Origin of the sequence: Rubinisphaera margarita (assembly GCF_022267515.1) — a bacterium.
In the GTDB taxonomy this organism is placed as follows: Bacteria; Planctomycetota; Planctomycetia; order Planctomycetales; family Planctomycetaceae; genus Rubinisphaera; species Rubinisphaera margarita.
Map to the genome: position 1 here is coordinate 1 of NZ_JAKFGB010000015.1, position 17,985 is coordinate 17,985.

Sequence of the window (17,985 nt, forward strand, 5' to 3'; positions counted from 1 at the left end):
GACTTGCCACACGATTAAGAGCCTCTAGGGTGAAAACCTTGGAGGCTCTTTTTTTGTTGCTTAAAAGGTTTTCTGAGACGACATGTTGCAAACTACCGTAATAGATGGTGCTGGAAGCTCAGCGAGAAATGTTCACTGTGTTGAACTATTCCATTGCATACGGTCATATGACCAGGGAAAATAAGTATATATCCCTGTAGTAGTTTGGAAGGTTAAGCCTCCGCAATAAGCCCGGATAGGATTCTTGAAATGCCTGCGATAACGGAATTTAATCTTTCAATTAAGAATTTTAAGTCAATTCGCGATGCATCGATTCGCCGGGTGCCACTGGCGTTTCGCCAGTGCTTTTATGTCACGATTGTGTGCCGCTGACAGCCCGGCGCCACTGGCAGAGCCAGTGGCACACCAGGGGTGCGTTTGGCGGGGCTTCGGGGTGGCACTGGCTCTGCCAGTGCGCGTGGATCAATCGAAGGCTCCGATGGGGAAGCCGTGGACGTGGGGCAGGTCGTTGTGTTGCTGATAAAGTGGAGTCGCTTCGTGATAGCTAGCTGAGGACCACTTCCAGTCGATGGCCCGTTCACACAATCCCCGTTTGACCGGGTTCATGTGAATATAATTCAGTGACGCCTCCAATGCGTCCCCGGAAAAGATGTTTCGCCATGTGCCGCTGATCGTCCCCCGTCCACTGGCAGAGCCAGTGGCACACGAGGGGTGGCGTTTGGTGAGGCTTTTGGGGGTGGCACTGGCTCTGCCAGTGCTCGCTGGTTAATCGAAGGCTCCGATGGGAAAGCCGTGGATGTGGGGCAGGTCGTCGTGTTGCCGATGGAACGGTGCTTCTTCGTGGTAGCGAGCTGAGGACCACTTCCAGTCGATGGCCCGTTCGCACAGACCTCGTTTGACTGGGTTCATGTGCAGGTAGTTGAGTGACGCTTCCAGGGCTTCCCGGGAAAAGATATTTCGGTCGAAGCCGGCTCCTTCCTGCCAGAACCGAAAGCAGGTTTTGCCCGGTCGCTCCTGCACGGTGAGCCGCTCCAGCAGCTCGGGGTTGTGCTGTTCAAGTTCGACTCTAATCTGCCGGGAGAAGGGCTGCTTAATGCGAGCCAGATAAAGTCCCAGATTCGGCTGCTCGTCGAGGGGGTACGTCAGAAGGTGAACGTGTTCCGGCATGAAGACAAAGGCCACGAGCTGAACGTTCATTTCGGCATTCGCTGCATCGACGCATTGGGCTAGCCGCAACATCCAGTCTTCCCGGGTCAACAGAGGTTGACGTTGATAGCACGAGAACGTGAACTCGTGAAGATGCCCCGGCTCATGAAAATGCTTCAACTTCTTTCGGTGGCTCATCACTTCCCCCTGTGAACTTAACGCCAGTAATGAAAGTATCGTCGATTTCCACTGGCAGAGCCAGTGGCACACTTGGGATGGCGATGGGTGATGCATCAGGGTTGGCACTGGCTCTGCCAGTGCTCGTGGATCAATCACAGGATGGTAGGAGGATTTCTCTCCCGGTTATGGAGCAACAAGCATGCGGCCCGTTCGAGAGTCTTTCCGACGGAACTTCAAGTGGAACCTTCGCAGCTTCCAGGTCGGCCGTCTACGGGCGGCGGCTGGTGACTTCGTTCCCCGGAAGTGAACTTCCGGGTCATCCCGCGGAGTGTTCGTTCAGAATTCTCGAGCCAACACTCCACTCACGCGTGGGGCTCTTCCCAGACCCCTGTTCCGGTCTCGGCGAAACCGCAGGCTTGCGGTTCCACCCCGGCAACGTATGCCTGATCAGTGCGGTACGAGTCACGCAACCGCGGTCGTGTTCATCACACGCGGTCCCAGGATGGAACACGCGTCAGTGAGCGGTGGCACGACCGCTCCATCGATCCTTGAGTTGCAATCGACACGATGATCGGCTGCGTTCGAGTCGGGTGCGGTCTCAGCGGGCAGGAGGTTCCTGCGCGACGTCGCTCGTGAATCGATGCGCGTGGTCATCAAGCGGACGAATCCAAACATTGCGAAAGCGAACGGGGTGGCCATGATCTTGAAGGAACAACGGTCCTGTTGTCGTCGCGATCTGCTTTTTCCAGATCCCTTTCAGGTAGTCGGTCGTCCCCGATCGGTAAGGATGATAGACGCTTCGCGGTTCGCCGAATTCGAAATTGTCTTGAACCTTCTCTCCGTTCAACCAGGCCGTAATGCTTCCCTTCTCGGTGATTTCGCCGTTTGAATCGCGGCGTGGTGCCCGGTATCGGATATCGTAGACTTGCCAGACGCCGCGATCTCGCCCGGCATTGACCAGCGGTTTGTTAAATCCATAAATCGCTCCCATGTCGGATTGGCCAAGTCTTTTCATGTCCAACGAGTGGAGGATCTGCATTTCGTAATTGCCATGGATATACAACCCGGAGTTGCCTGTTCCCGTTTCCGGAAGCAGGAACTCTGCGTGGATGTCCGCGTCACGAAAATGCCATGTGGAGACGATATGATTTGCCTTCTGACCTCCAGCACTTTCCAGTGTTCCGTCCACCAGGGGCCAGTCAATGGGTTCACCAAGTTTGCTGACAAACTCAACTGTGGCGCCCCCATCGAACAGTACAATCGCATCGGCTGGGGGTTTGACTGGTAACTGAGTCTGATCCGGTTTGAACTCCGTTACGTTCGATGGCTCGTCAGCAGTTGCTGTCTCGAAACCAAATTCAGTCGACACAAGAGCAATCAACAATAGTGGTAGTAATGATTTCATGGGTGGCAACACTGAGGACAGAGGTTTTCAGCAGGATCGACACGCTCGATCATAACATGTAGGGCAGGTCGCCACAGTGCTAATGGATTAGGGTCGCTTCGTAGTAGCAAGCTGAGGGCCACTTCCAGTCGATAGCCCGTTCGCACCTGCACGGTGAGCCGCTCCAGCTGCCCGGGGCAATCCTGAGTGAGACCGTCGCCGATCACTGTCATTCGAACGTCAACGCCCGACTGCTTGTGACTTCGTCACCCGGAAGTTTGAGCGGCTCAATGAAAAAAGGTCCGCCGGGGTGGCCGGGGACCTTTGGGGTTGGACGAATTTGTTGAGTCGTGTTTGGCGAGGGCTATTCGTCGTCGGTCAGGTCGAAGACGAAGTGGTTTTCGCCGTCGGCGGTGACGGTGGCGGTCAGGGTGGTGTCGTTGCCGCGGTATCGGGCCGGGATGGTTTCGGGTTCCATGCCGGCGACGCCGCCGAATTCGTCCTGGATTTCGCGTCGGGTGGAGATTTCCACGGTGTGCTCGCCGAGGGGCGCTCCCATGCAGGAGGCGTAGGCGAGCTCGAATTCGCCAGCTTCATTGGTTTGCCCGGAGGCGCCCCGCATGCCGCTGGTCGGCGAAAAGGCGACGCTGGCTTTGGGAACCGGTTTGCGGTCGAGTGTGACGACGCCGGTCACTTCGGCCAGCTCCGGACGATCATCCGGAGCACTGCTGCAACCGGCGACGAGCAATGCAGCCGTGGCCAGCAGAGCCAGACCGCAGCAGGGTCTCAGTCGGGACATGGTGTCAGAACTCCTGAAGACAATGTCGCGGCTCGAAACGTCCGCGACGCAAGGTCGAGTGAAAGAAAACGGGAGCCGCGACGAGCGAACCCCCGCTCCTGGTGAGTCAACGGCCGTGGATCGGCCTAGTATTCGCCGACGACCCGGCCGTCGTTTTCGTTCAGCAGGAAATCGTAGAGCGAGTCGCTGACGCGGCTGCGGTTGTGCTGAATGTTCTCGCTGAGGAAGCGAACCGAGCCATCGGCCAGCAGGAACTGAGCGCCCCCCTGGTGTCGGGACGAGGTGCCCATGGAGTTCTCCCAGCCATCGGTGCCGTTGATGTACTGACGGCCGCAGAAGGCGACATCGGCAATCCCGGCCCAGTTCACCGTGTAATGCGGGCCGCTCGACTGAGCGTAGCCATCGCCCTGGGTGAACCAGACGAGACCGGCTCGGCCGTATTCGTCGGCTCCGTCGCCGAGGGCCCCATTCGGGTCGTCGTAGATTCGCTCGCCGACGAGAATGGTGTTGGTGGTGCCGTCGGTGAAGTCGCGGAGCTTCGAATTGCTGTTCTGCCAGAACGGCCCCTGGATCTGCTGCCAGGGGTTGGAGCCGACATCGCGCGGATAGAACCAGTTGGAGCCATGGTTGACCACGTAATTAGCGAGAGCCGTCGCCCGAGCGGTGCCGCCGGCATCGACGGGACGTTTCCGCTCATTGAGTTCCGGCGCGGTATCCGACGGGCAGCGCCACATGGACATCGGCGTCTGAGCGGCAGCGAGCCCTTCGGGCGTTGAGAGAGCATCATCCCCGCGCAGCCGTCCGACCTGGAGAGCATCGTAGACGGTCGAGATCTCAAGGTAAGGGGCGATCATGGCTCCCCAGGACCAGTTGGCGTTCCGACGTCCGTTGGCATCGAGGTTCTGTGCAACCAGCCCGGGGGGAAAGCTGCGATGCGTGTCGTGATAGTTGTGCAGCGCCAGTCCGACCTGCTTCAGGTTGTTTTTGCAGCTCGAGCGTCGAGCCGCCTCGCGAGCCTGCTGGACGGCTGGCAGCAGCAGAGCCACCAGAATTGCGATGATCGCAATCACGACCAACAGTTCGATAAGCGTAAAGCCGGCTTTGCCAGCACTTTCCCGTTTCATGATTCGGACCTCCAACAGAATGTTGAAATGTGAGAATAAAAGGAATCCGACGCGGGGGCGTTGCTGAAGATCGACAGTGAAGTAAGACTGGAAACATCCCCGCGGAAAACCGCATTGGTCAGAAGCGCGATGAAAGAGTCGTCATCGATTCGTCGCTTCGACAGCCGACCCGTAGAACAACAGATCGACACTCATTGATTAGAATTATGTCTGATGTCAACGCAAACCGAATGGCTTTTGTTGACATTTGCATGTCGATATTTAACCTGACTGATATGTTCTGCGTCCACCTTGCGGAACATGTGTTATCTGCGGCGGCCTGCTGGACTCCCGAAAGGACCCCGAATGAGATGCTCTCCGTTCCGCCTGATCATTGGACTGATGCTCGTTTGTCTCTTGGTGTCGGACCGAATCCAGGCCGGGGACGGTTCGACGGGCGATTCAGCAGACTGGCGGGCCCGATCGGTGGACTATGCCCGGATCATGTCGCGGCTGAAATGGACACCGGTCACGGACGGTATGCCTCATCGAAAGGGGCACTTTTTGCCCGGGACTGAGTACACGGGTGTGCCGTACTCCAGCGTGAAGCACGTCGGCCGCGATATCGGCTACGACATCTTTCTGAAGACGTTTCTGGCCGCTGTCGAGAACCCCGAGAGTGTGCTTTATTCCGAGAGCCTTGAAGGCCGCGTTCCCAATGCCGAGTGTTACTACGGCAAGGTGTGCTCTTCGTATACGAGCTATGCTCTGCAGTGTGGCTTCTACTATGTGAGCAAGTTGCACGGCCCGGAGTTTCGAGAGGGGGTCAGTCTGGTGACGCCGGCGGTGGCAGAAGCGGCCATGCCGGGTGATGTCATTTACACGCCTCCGCGGACCAAAAACGGCGGTTCCCATGTGGAGCTGGTCACCGATGTTGTTCGTGATCGAAACGGACAGGTGACTCACGTCCGCGTCGAAGAGAGTCGGCCGCAAACGACGAGCAATACGCTGCGAAGCGCGGAAGACTTCAACGCGCATCTCGCGGCACGAAATCGCGAGCTTTATCGCATCCGTGATCTGGATGCCTGGCGGGGGGAGAACGCAGCCGAATCGTTTTTATTCCCGAACTACGCCGAAGACTCCGCCACGCCTCGCATCAATCGGGTGCTGCTCCTCGATCTGGGCGACTGGGTGCCGTATGACAAGGGACAGCCGGTGAAGATCAACCTGATGGATCGCGACCACCAGGGGATCGAGACACTGGTGATCAAGCGGGGCGATGTTGAGATCGAACGCGTTTCGCAGCCGGGGCTCGGCGTGTTTGAGCGAACATTCAACACCTGTGGCGACTACACCGCCTTCTGCGAAATGCAGGATGGCTCGCTCAGCCCGGCCTGTGAATTCTCGGTCAGCGAGATTGATTTCCGACTCCAGTCCGATCGTATTCAGCGGGGGACGCCCTGGTCGATCGATCTGGTCTCGGACAACATGAAGCCGATCATTGTTTACTTCAAGAATTCGGCCAGCGGTTACGACGAACACTACGTCTTTATCACCGAAGAAGACCGTGAGAAGGGGGCCGTGGAGATTCCGGCTCATATCACGCAGAAGGCGAACAAGCTGCAGGTGTGGCTCATCGGCGAGAACCGGTATGGGCGCCTGAAGAAGCGGCGGGATGTCCGCGTTGATTGATCAGAACTCGCCGATTGTTTCGTAGCCGTAGCGGGTGCAGAGGTTGCGATAGACGTCGGTGTCGATGGTTTTGCTGACTTTGCGAGTCGAGCCGTCGGCCATGCTGAAGTGAATGATGTTGCCGTGCCAGCTGCCGAAGCCGAACATGACTGCGGGGATGGCTTGAGTCTGTTCCCCTCTCCAGAAGGCGTCGAAATTCGGTTTGTCATCACGAACGCGGGCACAGCAGCTGTAGCCGTCCGGCCAGAGGCCGAGGAGTGATTCGCCGACAAGAAAGGTGGTCGAAGAGCCGTCGACGATGTCCCGCATTCGGATCGCCGAGTTTCCGTAGAAGATGCCGTTGTTCGGCGGCAGCGAAGTCGCGGTCGGGACTTCGGGCCACCATCCCATGTTGCCGCGATACTGAGTCATTCCCTGCGGCAGGCAACCGGTGTTAATCGGCGCCGAGGGACAGATGTAAGGTTTGACCGCCACTTTCCCGGCTTCGAAGTTGACGAGGCTGAAGCGGGCCAGATCGAAATCGATATGGATCGTCAGCTGTTCCATTTGCCGCAGCAGCAGAGCATGCCAGCTCCAGGCGCGTGCCATGCAGGCCCATTCATGCACAGCCTGAGCGATTGCGGGGATGGCGATGTCGCAGGAGAGACCTTCGGCCATGTCGTCGGAGTCGTTCGCGGGGATCATGTTTGGCGGCAAGGTGTTGTCGTAGCCTCGCGAGGCGAGCACATAGCCGCTGGGGAAGGAGGAGAAGGTGTCGTGATAGTTGTGCATCGCGATGGCAATCTGATGCAGATTGTTGCTGCAACTGATCCGTCGGGCGGACTCGCGTGCCTGCTGAACCGCGGGAAGAAGAAGAGCGATCAGAATCGCAATGATCGCGATCGACACGAGCAGTTCAATGAGAGTGAATCCCGGCGGGGACTTCTGCTGCGAACTCCGACTCAACATCGCGGCATCTCCTTACAGTCTTACTTCACTTTACGGCCCGCGAGGTCTCCCCTGCCACAGTTGGCGGGATGAAGCCGACTTCTCGACGTTTCCACGCGAACCACTCTCTGGCTCTTCTGAAGCGAAACGGTGTACAGTGTGATAATCTACACTGTTGTCCGATTTTCGTAGTAACGGCTTCGTAATCGCGTTGCGTGCTTCGCCGGACTTCGGGTGAGGAGACGAGAAGGAACCGGAACTGTGATGTCCGATGTATTAGCTGAGTGTGTTGCGAAGCTGGGGGACCCACCGCGGCGAGTCGCATTGTGGAGACGGCCTTATCTGCATGTCTCGAAGCCGGCCTGGCTCCGACAGAATCCCGGCGACAAACTGACGACCCTTTTCGATCACTTGCCGCAAGTCTATTCCGAGGGGCTGATCGTCTGGGGGCACATCATTCAGGCCAACGTATTGATGTTCAAACCTGGGGCTGACAACTGCCCGGGGGAACTCGTGTATTGCCTGGATCGAACGAGGCACGTGCAGCCGAAGTATCTGCAGGAGCTGGCTCACAGTCTGTTTCGCCTGAAAGGTACTCGGCCGGAGGATGCGGAACTGGCTCCAATCGCCGACTATCTGACCGACGAGTATATTCGCGTCTTCGGACTGAAAGTGCCGCGATCGATCAGCCACTCGGTTCCGTGCCGAATTTCGACGACATACTTCGTCCGCAAACACCTGCCTCAACGGCGTCTGTGTAAACCGCTGATGCCAATCGTGGTCCTTCCGGAGAAGCCTCACGTCGCGATGCCGCTCCCGGCCCGGTATTGGCCAAAGGAGCTGGTGACGTGGTGGAGCGAGTGAAACAGGGGCGGGGTTCACCTAACCCAACCCACACTGTTCTTTCAGCCGCTCGGTCAATGTGGTGAACTGAGCCAGAGCCGGGAGACGGGTGCGGTGGCAGTTTTCGTCCTCGAGCTGGATCTGTTTGCCGGTGTTCTCGGCGATCACGGCTTCGATGGACTGGGTGTCTCTGCGTTCTGCCGGGAGCGGAATCGAGACGAAGCCTTCGTGCATTTCCGGCTGCTGCGTGCCGGAGTATTCGTCGGGCGGCAGGTAGATGGCTCCCGAGTAGATGTCGACCGCGAAAGCGATGACACCGGGAATGAAAAACAGTAGCAGGCCAATGCCGTCGAGAGCGACGACCTTCCAGTCGATGCGACCGCCCTGTTGCCCGCGACGTTCCGGATAGAGAAACGTACCGCAACCCGACAGGCCTACCGAGAGGGCGGAGAGAGTCAGTGTCGACAGAAACGAACGGCGGGAACGCAAAGGAATCATCATTCGGCTTTCGATCGCGAAACAAACGCGCAGAAGAACGACACAGCAGGCCCGCCAGCGGAGAACCGTCGAGACGATCTCCGGAAGCCGCGTTTGTTACTACGGATCTGCCAATGATGTCAACGGCAGAGCATGGTCTGTAAGAATGACAATCGCACTCAGGGTCGATGGCGTCGGAAAACACATGAAGTGACCGCACACGGTCACTCATTCCGGAGGAGCTACCCGATTCTGACTCGGTTCTCTATGATCAAACGTGATGAATGTGCCACCTCCGCTTTCCCGCTTTCTGCTGCTGCTCAATGCGTTGAGTCTCGATGCGCCGCTGGCAGCCATCGCATGGCAGGATCTGGCGGCTCGGCACTTTGGCGTACACGTGCTGTGGACGGAGCGTCTGCTGCTGTTGCTGGGAACCTGGCTGGTCTACTGTGGTGATCGATTGCTTGATACGGTCTTCACAGACCAGAACCACGCCCTGATTGGACGGCACCTGTTCGTGCGACAAAAACGGGGACCGCTGCTCGTCGTCTGGTTGATTCTCGCTCTCGTTGCAGGCGTGTTGATTGAAGAGACCGTCAACGGAAATGACCTGCGGGCAGGGATTGCGCTCGTGTTTACGCTTGCCGCTTACTTTCTGATCTGTCTTCGCTGGCCTCAGTTCCGGTTCTATCTCCCTCGGGAACTGGTAGTGAGCGTGTACTTTCTGGCCGCGATCGTTTTCTTTCCAGCGATTCATGCCACGGGAGACTGGTTCGGCATCATTGCGACGCCGTTTTGCGGCGTCTGTCTCGTCCTGGCTTTTCTGAACTGCCTGGGCATCTCGTGCTGGGAAGCGATTGAGGACGGGCAGGCAGGCGAGTGGACGATGGCGACGCGCAATCCGTGGATCGTGGAGAAGTACCGTTATCTCGCTCTGTTCGCGGCCGGTGTGCTGGGAGGGATGCTGTTAGGCGGGCCGTTGCCGGCGGAGTTTGAAGCGGGGGCGATGCTGGCCGCTCTGCTGCTCGCGGCTCTGGATGTAGTGCCGGTTTCGAGAGAACTGAAACCGGTGCTGGCAGATCTCATCCTGATCGTGCCGTGGCTGATCGTCAGTGCGGTGTCGGCAGCCGGACTTGCGTGAGATCGCTTCCCGGTTCGATCAGCTCGGCAACACCGGCTCCAGCGAGTTCTGAGCCGGAGACGAAGCGTCCGGGGATTGACCAGGAAGTCAGCAGTTTCCGGTCGAGCGGGAACATCTCAGCCATGAGCCGCTCGCACGTTTCCTGTACGTCTTTGAAATGCCGCGTCCACTCAGCCGCTTCCTCAAGACGCACGTTCTCTTCGCTCTCCCATTTCATGGGATGGAACAGATGGGTCGAGAAGGGCATCACATACCGCCTGCGGCAGGCGGCGAATGGAAGCAGGGCTGCCGACGAGCATTCACCAAGCACGACTCCTGTCGCTTTCAGATTGCGAAGCTGAATGAGCGATAGCAGCGACAACGCCGTATAGACGCTGCCTCCATTGGAGTCGAAGTAGATGGTGCCGGAACTGTTGAGAGGCAATTCGACGATGGCTTCGAGGAGTTCGACGTGCCGATCGTTGAAGTCACCGGCGATCAGCAGTTCCCACGGTCCGCTGGTCTCTTTTCGAGAAGACTGGGCGGCCGGCGCGGGAGCAGAACGAAAGGTGGGGCGAAACGCCGGGGCGTCGGCGCGGGGGCGAGAATTCTTCCGACTCATTTGCTGAGCGTTGCCAGTACGTTTCGAGGAATTTCTTCGAGGTGTTTCCACAGGTGCTTCGTTTCGCCATCCAAGTCAACGAGATGCAGTTCGGATTTGGAGAGCTTTGCCACGATCTGCCGCTGCTCCGAGCCCCACATCTTCTTCACGTATTCCAGACTTTTCGCCGGCCCACCCCCGACGATCTTGAAGACGACATGCTGCCGGGCAGGTTCGTAAGACCAGTTGTATTCGATCTTCAGCTTCGAGCCAACGAACATGCTGGCGAATGCGTTGGCGTGAAAGTAGATCGTCGCCGTCCCGTCATCGCGAACAGTGAGATACCGGTCGCCGTAGTATTCCGACTTCCAGGCACCGACCACAATCTTCTCGATCTGTTCGGTGCTGAGTTCGTCCGGCGGCACGGCGGAATCGGGCAGGGTGAGCGACGTGGAATCGGTCGAGGTCTGATCCGGCGGCGGAAGCGGTGCATCCAGCGGATCCTGAGCGGGCACGCCTCGATCGGGCGGCAACTCTTCGACCGCTTCCTGTCGCATGGCGTTCCAGAAAATGAACCCCAGCATCGCCAGGATAACGAGGGGGATGCCCACGGTTCTAAGTTTTCGCCAGCGGGCGAGCGGCGGAGATGATTCGTTATCCGTCACAGATCACTTCCTCCAAATTGACGAGAACCCCGGATGGGGCGATTCTGGTAACCAGTCCAAAATTGTAGACTAATCCGGTGCGGGTGTCACTCCGGCTCCCCGAAGCGTCGCAGGGATCGCCCTGTATTGAGCTGAGTAAGAGAAGCGGCATTATGAGCATTGACTGGGCATCCTTAGAAGATCTCCTGAGAAATAATGAGTCCTTTGTCCTGACGAGCCATGTGCGACCCGACGCCGATGCGCTCGGTTCCGAACTGGCTCTGGCCGGGATGCTGGAGTCCTGGGGGAAACAGGTTCATATCATCAACCCCGGCGCAACGCCGGCTCATCTCCAGTTTCTGGATCCGGAGAGCAAGGTCTCCGCGCTACATACTCATCCTGACCGTGCAGAACTCATCCGCAAATGCGATGCCCATATCGTGCTCGATACCAGTGCCTGGATTCAGTTGGGCGAAGTCGGCAAGGTGATGAGTCGCAGCGATTCGACGAAAATCGTGATCGACCATCACGTCAGCTCCGACGATCTGCAGGCGGTCGAATTCAAGGATACCACCTCGCCGGCGACCGGATGTCTGGTCTACGAGCTGATGACATTCTGCGAGTATACTCCCACGATGCAGGAGGCCAGCAGTCTGTACTGTGCGATCGCAACCGATACGGGCTGGTTCCGCTTCCCGGCCACGAACCCGGTCACGATGCGTATCGGCGGGGAATTGATCGCAGCCGGGGCGAATCCGGCTCAGCTGTATAACAGGCTCTACGAACAGGGTTCCGTGGAACGTCTGAAGCTTTCCGGCCTGGCTTTACAGCGAGTCAGCCTCGCCTGCGACGACCTGCTGGTTTACACCTACGTGACCCAGGCAGACTTCGCAGCGACGAAAGCTCACCCGGCGGATACCGAGAATCTGGTCAACGAATGCATGCGGATCAAAGGGACCCAGGCCGCGTTTATTCTGGTTGAACAGCCGAACCGACAGCTGAAGGCCAGCCTGCGCAGCCGGGAGAGCGTCGATGTGACGCCGGTTGCTGAGCATTTCGGAGGCGGAGGACATCGTCAGGCCTCCGGAGCAATGCTGCCTGGCCCAATTGACCAGGCGATTGAGAAGCTGGTGGAGCTGTTTGCTGTTCAGCTGAAACTCGCGGGCGTGGAACCAACCGTCCAGAAATGAGCGATCGAAGCGCAATTTGACCGCTCGGAAAGCGGTCAGGCGCCGACCTTATCGCGGTAATCAGGCTGAGCCTGCAGCTCGGGGAAACGATCCCGGTACATCCAGCGATGCCACCAAGTCGCCTTTTTGAGACTCGGGTCATCCTCTAGAATCTCGCGAGTCTTGCCTCGGCGAGTCTGCACCACCAGCGTGCCATCATCGCGAATCTCGCGGATTACCCAGAACTTCTCGACGACGTAGTTGTACTGATCTCCATGGGCACTCGGGCTCACCTTCGTTGCGCGCAACGTCGGGTGGGATGACTGTTTGGTCATCAGATAAATCACGTGATCGCCCACCTGGAACTGATTCATCGCGGTATTTTCACCTCGCCGTTTTATTTCAAGAGACAGAAATCAGCAATCAGTCATTCTAGATGTCTTTCCCGGCCTTGAAAAGATGATGTTTGCCTCGATTATACGAAATTCCTGCGGAATACAGGATAAACATGAACTTAGCCATGGGTAAATCTACCCGTTTTACGCGGTCGCATCTCTCCCCTCCCTTTCTGAACTCTCTTCTTCGAGTCGACGGTCATGTACAACAGCTTCGTTAGTCACTTCAAAACCATGGGGGATGTCGACGTCCTCTGGCACGACGGCGTCTACCATTTGTTCCACCTCGTTTTGCCCAACCACGATTTCATTGCGCATGCAACCAGCAAAGACGGGCTGAACTGGAAGCGAATTGAAAACGCGCTGTTCATCGGCGACCCGGGAAACTGGGACGACTACATGCTCTGGACAATGCATGTCTCCCCCGATCCCCATGAGCGGGGCTGGTGGCGGATGTTTTACACCGGGTTGTCCCTGGATGATCAGGGTTCGCTGCAGCGCATCGGAATCGCCCGCAGTCGCGATCTGATTCACTGGGAGAAGTTCAAGGACTCCTCGAACAAGAGCTCGGCCGGCGTCCCCTGCGATGCAAACTATGTCCCTCTCTGTTCCAAACTCCCCTACTACGAGCAGAAGCCGGCGGCTGATCATGCCTGGGTCAGTTTCCGCGATCCCTACTATTTTCAGCACGAAGGCCAGGGCTACCTGGCCATGGCCGCCCGGGTTCCGTTCGGTCCCAGCATTCGACGAGGCTGTGTCGGCCTGGCCAGGGAGACCTCGCCGCATTGCTTCGAACTCGTGGAACCGCTGCATCACCCGGGCCAGTACGATGATATTGAGGTCCCGAATCTGCTGAAGTTCGACGGTCGGTATTACCTCATCGGCAGCATCCGCGAAGATGCCAAGATCCGCTACTGGTACTCGAACAGCCTGGACGGACCCTGGAGCAACTATTACGACAACGTTCTGCTCGCAGCCGGGAACTACGCGGGCCGTGTGAGCTGGGATGATCGCGGGCCACTGCTCTGGAATTTCTATACGCCGGATGCCGAAGTCCGAAATCGTAAGAATCTGATGCCGCCCCCGAAACGGATCGTCCAACTCGACGATGGTCGCCTCGCGGTTCGCTCCATCGAAGCCTTTGACGACATCGTGGAAAGCACGTTCACGCACCGGGAGCTCAACCCGATCGCGGCTCTTTACAGCAAGTTCGACAGCCAGGTCGCCTTCGATGATGGTTCCGAAAGCTACGAGGTCAACTGCAATGGAGGGTTCCAGGGCTTCCTGTTCTCCCCGATCTTCAAAGGCTTTCGGCTGAAGACGCGGTTGCGGCTTTCCGGGCTGGGCAAATGCGGGCTTCTGTTTCGTGTCGATCCGGAATCGAGCGACGGCTACCACCTGTCTCTCGATCTCATTAAAGGGGTCGCGCAGCTGCGGGCCTGGGGGCATCGGAACGAACCCGATTCCGAGCAGGCTTTCCAGTATCAGCGACTGCAGGCCGCCTACTGGCGGAATACGGACAAGCTGGAATTCGACATTACGCTATTGTGTCTGAACACCTACATCGAATTCGCGATCGATGACAACGTGCTGCTCAGTCTATCGGATGAAACGTTTAGCGAAGGGCATCTGGGCGTGTATGTCGAATCGGCGACCGTCGTGCTCGAGAATCCGACCGTCGAAATCCTGCACACGCCGGAACATCCTACGGACGATCTCCCGATGGGTTCGAAGGACGCGGCCCCGATCCCCCGTCCGAATGACCCGACGTCCGGGCAATGAGATAGCGGATCCCCAGAAACGCTCCGCCGGCAAACCCGAAAAAGCCTAAAATCCGAGTGTCGAAGTACTGGTCAAGAGCGTAGCCGATGCCGCCGCAGAGCAGCATGATGCAGACAGACGTCGTCACGTGAGAGACCGTTCGCATCGCTTCGCGGATGGAAGAAGCCATGCTGTCATCCCTCCGAGTCCGCGGCAGGGAATCGTGTTTGTTGTCAGTCATCAGACGGCATCCCATTTTGCGAGCGGGGACTTGTTTCGCGGTCTCCCGATTGTAACATGATGAGAGAGAACAAGTCTCTGCCCTGTTCGACACCGGACCTTAATTTGTTGGCCCTACAAGTTCTCCCGCGGGAACTTTTGTGTTCAGGCAATCGTGTCACCATCTGCGTGAACCACGGGACCCTGAGCCGGGATTCCCACCTTTTGAATGCGGGTTCAGAACAAATTTCGTCTGAACGGCAGCGGCGGAGACTTTCTTCTTTTTTACTCGAGAGCGAAGCGACGGAAGTCCGAAGCTCGCGGGTGAAAGCATCGGCTCAAACCGCCGTCACATCCGTTTTCCTGCCTGCAGATTTCCGGTCCGCCCGGTCCGCGAAACGACACCGTGAACTATGGCCGGACTGTTCGACAAGGCGGAGCAGAAACATCGCGATCAGGCTCGTCCCCTCGCGGCCCGCATGCGTCCGCAATCGCTCGACGAATTCGTCGGCCAGAAGCACATCCTCGGCGAAGGACGACTGCTCCGCCGACTGCTTCACGCCAACCGCATCAGCTCGCTGATCTTCTACGGCCCGCCCGGCACCGGAAAGACTACGCTCGCTCAGCTGGTCGCCAATCACACACAATCCCGCTGGTACTCGCTCAATGCCGCCTCGTGTGGGGTGAAGGACGTTCGAGCCGTGCTCGAAGAAGCCGGCGATGAACTGGCCGCGACCGGCCGCCGGACCATTCTCTTCGTCGATGAACTGCACCACTTCAGCAAGACGCAGCAGGATGTGCTTCTGCCGGATCTCGAACGGGGCACGGTGATTTTCATCGGAGCGACGACGGACAATCCGTACTTCGCGCTCGTATCGCCATTGCTGAGCAGAAGCCAGATCTTCGAGTTCGAACAGATCACCGCCGCCGACATCATCAGTCTGCTCCAACGCGCCCTCGTTGATCGGGAACGAGGACTGGGAACTTCCAACGTCGGCGCGACCGATGAAGCGCTGGAGTTCCTCGCCCAGGGAGCCGATGGCGATGCCCGACGGGCGTTGAATGCACTTGAAGTCGCCGTCCTGTCCGTCGCGGAGATGGAAGGGCAGGACCGGCTCGTGACGCTGGATGTCGCCGAAGAGTCGATGCAGCGAAAAGCGATTCGCTACGACGGCACGGGCGACGAGCACTACGATGTCGCCAGCGCGTTCATCAAGAGTATTCGCGGCTCCGATCCAGACGCCGCCATCTACTGGATGGCCCGCATGCTCGAAGCCGGAGAGCCGCCACGGTTTATCGCCCGACGATTGATGATCGCCGCCTCCGAAGACATCGGCAACGCCGATCCCCAGGGGCTGGTGATCGCCACGGCTGCGGCGCAGGCGACGGAAATGGTCGGCATGCCCGAGTGCCGGATCATCCTCGCGCAGGCCGCCACGTATCTCGCCTGTGCTCCCAAATCGAATGCCTCCTACGCGGCGGTTAACGCGGCGATCTCCGATGTTCAACATCGTGAGATTCTGCCCGTGCCGATGCAGCTCAAAGATCGTCACTATCAGGGGGCAAAACAGTTGGGACATGGCGAAGGATATCGGTATCCTCATGATGCCCCCTCCGGCTGGGTCGATCAGGATTATCTGGGGGCAGACCGGACGTACTACGAACCGGTCGATCGCGGCTACGAACGGCGAATTCGCCAGAGGATGCAGGAATTACGGGAGCACGGAGGTGAGCACCATGAGTAATTCAGAGATGTTTGGCCGAAGGTCACGGCCGGAACGGCAGTACGCTCTCCTCACGTCGAGACGAGCATGAATCAGCAGATCCTGGGCATTGAACTGGCTCTCCGGGATCTGTTGCCGAGCGTTGAGACCGTTTCGCGGCAGTTGTCGGAACGCGATTTTCGCAGACGCTACGCCATCCCCTATTATCACGGGCAGACCGCAGGCCGCTTTCACAGCGATCATCTCCTGCTGCTCTGGCTCCGTTACGGCGACCTTGTCTTCGTCATCGAAGCCCGGCGGGATACGCTGCCGTTCTCCCATGCCGAGCAGAAGCTTCTTCGCGGCTTCGAACGGGTCGTCGCCTCGCTGTATGTCACGCATCAGGCCCGTGTCACCCGCAGCGCGTTACGAATCGCAAGCTTCCATTCCTTCACCGAACTGATGGTTGCGCTCTACGTCTGGAACCGAAAAGCGCACACGTTCTGGACGCCAGTGCTGCTGATCAACCAGCTGCAGGAACTTGCGCTCGAACGGTATGAAGGGGCGCGGTGTACGTCGGGCTTCGTCTTCGTGGGCGACATCAATCCGTTCCTCGAAGACCTGGATGAGGATCTCTATGTCTTCGAGCGGTTCAATCAGAACGTGTTGCTTCGGACGCGGTACTTCTCCAAGCCGGGTTCCTACCGGTACGTCGATGGCCGCAATGCGTTTTATGTGGTCGACAACCAGCAGGTCGTCCATGGCGTGGTTCGCTGCATGCAGCCGCGGCATTACGATATGGCGGCTCGGGTGTCGAACAATCATCTTTCCGGGATGCTGAATAATACACGGACTCGAACCTGGGTCGGCTACGTCGGCAATAACGACGACGTGAATATCGCGTTACCGAACGGGAAACAGCTTCGCTGCCACAAACGGGCGTGGCATTTCATTGACCGGGATCTGCTGGTCAACGTGCTGCGAGAGCACGGGGCTTGTGAAGAACTGCTTCAAAGTCTGATTCCGACCCTGTTCGCCGTGTCCGACATGCGGAAAGGGACAGTCGTTCTGATTCCCGATGACGATGCCGCTCTCCCGCCCGAAGCCGGTCGGATCGACGACTCGCCACTGGGCCAGCAGCTCGCCGACAACGTCAATCAGACGAACTTCACAATTCTGGCCCGTCGCAATGCCGCCATCGGTTTGCTGACGTCAGACGGATTGACCGTCGTTTCGCGCGAAGGGAAAGTCCTTCGCTGCGGGTCCATCATTGCGATGGATGCCTACGAAGTCTCGTTCCTTTCCGGCGGCGGCCGCACCCACGCCGCCCGAGCCGCCTCCCGGTACGGATACGTGATCAAAGTGTCCGAAGACGGCCCGGTCTCCCTGTACCGCAACGGCGAGTGCCTGCTGACGTACCGCTTCTGAGCGATGATCAACAGTAGTAGACTCCGCTTGGCGGCGGCATCGTGCGAATAATAGGCCAGGGTGAAGGAGAAATGCATGTGGAGCGCTTCGCAGGCCGTTGCTTCCAATGCGACACCCCGTGTTGGCAACTGTCGACCTCCCCGCTCGCAGAGTCGACCTCTTAACCCGAAACGTCAGTGAGGGACGTCCGCCAAACGCCTTCGCTCACGCGTCGGGTTAGGACGCCCACGGACGCAGCGGATGGGGCAATGAAATCGCGACGCGGCATTCCGGGGGGAGCGTCTAATTGCTGGGGAACGGTTGCAATGATGAAGAGTTCACGGGTGGTTCGTCCGCCTTTGGCGGGCGGGTCGCGGAAGCGACAAGAGGCCGCGCCATCCGCGTTTTTTACGGG

At 58.3% G+C, this 17,985-nt stretch carries 17 protein-coding genes and 1 other RNA gene; 8 read left to right on the forward strand and 10 right to left on the reverse strand.

What is annotated here, in order from left to right:
• Positions 1–462: 462 nt before the first annotated feature.
• The 5 genes from L1A08_RS16315 to L1A08_RS16335 form a co-directional block, all read right to left on the reverse strand.
• Positions 463–606 (reverse strand): hypothetical protein, encoded by a 144-nt coding sequence (locus tag L1A08_RS16315; RefSeq protein WP_238757520.1) that lies wholly within the window; start codon positions 604–606, stop codon positions 463–465.
• Positions 607–765: 159 nt separating this feature from the next.
• On the reverse strand, positions 766–1,344 hold the full coding sequence (locus tag L1A08_RS16320; RefSeq protein ID WP_238757521.1) for an REP-associated tyrosine transposase: 579 nt from the start codon (positions 1,342–1,344) through the stop codon (positions 766–768).
• A gap of 580 nt (positions 1,345–1,924) precedes the next feature.
• The gene (locus tag L1A08_RS16325) at positions 1,925–2,743 is read right to left on the reverse strand and encodes a 3-keto-disaccharide hydrolase (protein ID WP_238757522.1); all 819 of its coding nucleotides are present in this window, start codon (positions 2,741–2,743) and stop codon (positions 1,925–1,927) included.
• Between the two features lie 331 nt (positions 2,744–3,074).
• Positions 3,075–3,509, reverse strand: a complete 435-nt coding sequence (locus tag L1A08_RS16330) for a hypothetical protein (protein WP_238757523.1) — start codon at positions 3,507–3,509, stop codon at positions 3,075–3,077.
• A 125-nt stretch (positions 3,510–3,634) separates the two neighbouring features.
• Positions 3,635–4,633, reverse strand: a complete 999-nt coding sequence (locus tag L1A08_RS16335) for a DUF1559 family PulG-like putative transporter (RefSeq protein WP_315860598.1) — start codon at positions 4,631–4,633, stop codon at positions 3,635–3,637.
• A gap of 345 nt (positions 4,634–4,978) precedes the next feature.
• Here L1A08_RS16335 and L1A08_RS16345 point away from each other — a divergent pair, with 345 nt between their 5' ends.
• A complete protein-coding gene (locus L1A08_RS16345) occupies positions 4,979–6,304 on the forward strand; it encodes a hypothetical protein (RefSeq protein ID WP_238757524.1) in 1,326 nt (441 codons plus the stop codon).
• On the opposite strand, the gene L1A08_RS16350 is transcribed toward L1A08_RS16345, so the two are convergent.
• Positions 6,305–7,252, reverse strand: a complete 948-nt coding sequence (locus tag L1A08_RS16350) for a DUF1559 domain-containing protein (protein ID WP_238757525.1) — start codon at positions 7,250–7,252, stop codon at positions 6,305–6,307.
• A gap of 243 nt (positions 7,253–7,495) precedes the next feature.
• On the opposite strand from L1A08_RS16350, the gene L1A08_RS16355 reads away from it, so the two are divergent.
• Positions 7,496–8,095 carry a hypothetical protein gene (locus L1A08_RS16355; protein ID WP_238757526.1) on the forward strand — a complete coding sequence of 200 codons (600 nt, stop codon included), beginning with the start codon at positions 7,496–7,498 and terminating at the stop codon, positions 8,093–8,095.
• Between the two features lie 18 nt (positions 8,096–8,113).
• Here L1A08_RS16355 and L1A08_RS16360 read toward each other — a convergent pair whose 3' ends face one another.
• The gene (locus L1A08_RS16360; RefSeq protein WP_238757527.1) at positions 8,114–8,575 is read right to left on the reverse strand and encodes a hypothetical protein; all 462 of its coding nucleotides are present in this window, start codon (positions 8,573–8,575) and stop codon (positions 8,114–8,116) included.
• Between the two features lie 256 nt (positions 8,576–8,831).
• Here L1A08_RS16360 and L1A08_RS16365 point away from each other — a divergent pair, with 256 nt between their 5' ends.
• A complete protein-coding gene (locus tag L1A08_RS16365) occupies positions 8,832–9,692 on the forward strand; it encodes a hypothetical protein (RefSeq protein WP_238757528.1) in 861 nt (286 codons plus the stop codon).
• Here L1A08_RS16365 and L1A08_RS16370 read toward each other — a convergent pair.
• Both L1A08_RS16370 and L1A08_RS16375 read right to left on the reverse strand, forming a co-directional pair.
• Positions 9,661–10,293, reverse strand: a complete 633-nt coding sequence (locus tag L1A08_RS16370; protein WP_238757529.1) for an ATP-dependent Clp protease proteolytic subunit — start codon at positions 10,291–10,293, stop codon at positions 9,661–9,663. The genes L1A08_RS16365 and L1A08_RS16370 overlap by 32 nt on opposite strands.
• Positions 10,290–10,937, reverse strand: a complete 648-nt coding sequence (locus tag L1A08_RS16375; protein ID WP_238757530.1) for a hypothetical protein — start codon at positions 10,935–10,937, stop codon at positions 10,290–10,292. Before L1A08_RS16375 ends, L1A08_RS16370 begins: the two co-directional genes overlap by 4 nt.
• A gap of 152 nt (positions 10,938–11,089) precedes the next feature.
• On the opposite strand from L1A08_RS16375, the gene L1A08_RS16380 reads away from it, so the two are divergent.
• Positions 11,090–12,106, forward strand: a complete 1,017-nt coding sequence (locus L1A08_RS16380) for a DHH family phosphoesterase (RefSeq protein WP_238757531.1) — start codon at positions 11,090–11,092, stop codon at positions 12,104–12,106.
• 35 nt (positions 12,107–12,141) lie between these two features.
• Here L1A08_RS16380 and L1A08_RS16385 read toward each other — a convergent pair whose 3' ends face one another.
• Entirely contained in the window at positions 12,142–12,459 is a 318-nt protein-coding gene (locus L1A08_RS16385) for a hypothetical protein (protein ID WP_238757533.1), read from the reverse strand.
• Between the two features lie 222 nt (positions 12,460–12,681).
• Here L1A08_RS16385 and L1A08_RS16390 point away from each other — a divergent pair, with 222 nt between their 5' ends.
• From L1A08_RS16390 to L1A08_RS16405, 4 genes are all read left to right on the forward strand, one after another.
• Positions 12,682–14,262, forward strand: coding sequence for a glycosyl hydrolase (locus L1A08_RS16390; protein ID WP_238757534.1), 1,581 nt, complete (start codon positions 12,682–12,684; stop codon positions 14,260–14,262).
• A 291-nt stretch (positions 14,263–14,553) separates the two neighbouring features.
• Positions 14,554–14,737, forward strand: a non-coding RNA gene (gene ssrS / locus L1A08_RS16395) — 6S RNA.
• A gap of 136 nt (positions 14,738–14,873) precedes the next feature.
• Positions 14,874–16,205, forward strand: a complete 1,332-nt coding sequence (locus L1A08_RS16400) for a replication-associated recombination protein A (RefSeq protein ID WP_238757535.1) — start codon at positions 14,874–14,876, stop codon at positions 16,203–16,205.
• A 66-nt stretch (positions 16,206–16,271) separates the two neighbouring features.
• Entirely contained in the window at positions 16,272–17,591 is a 1,320-nt protein-coding gene (locus tag L1A08_RS16405) for a hypothetical protein (protein WP_238757537.1), read from the forward strand.
• Positions 17,592–17,985: the final 394 nt, after the last annotated feature.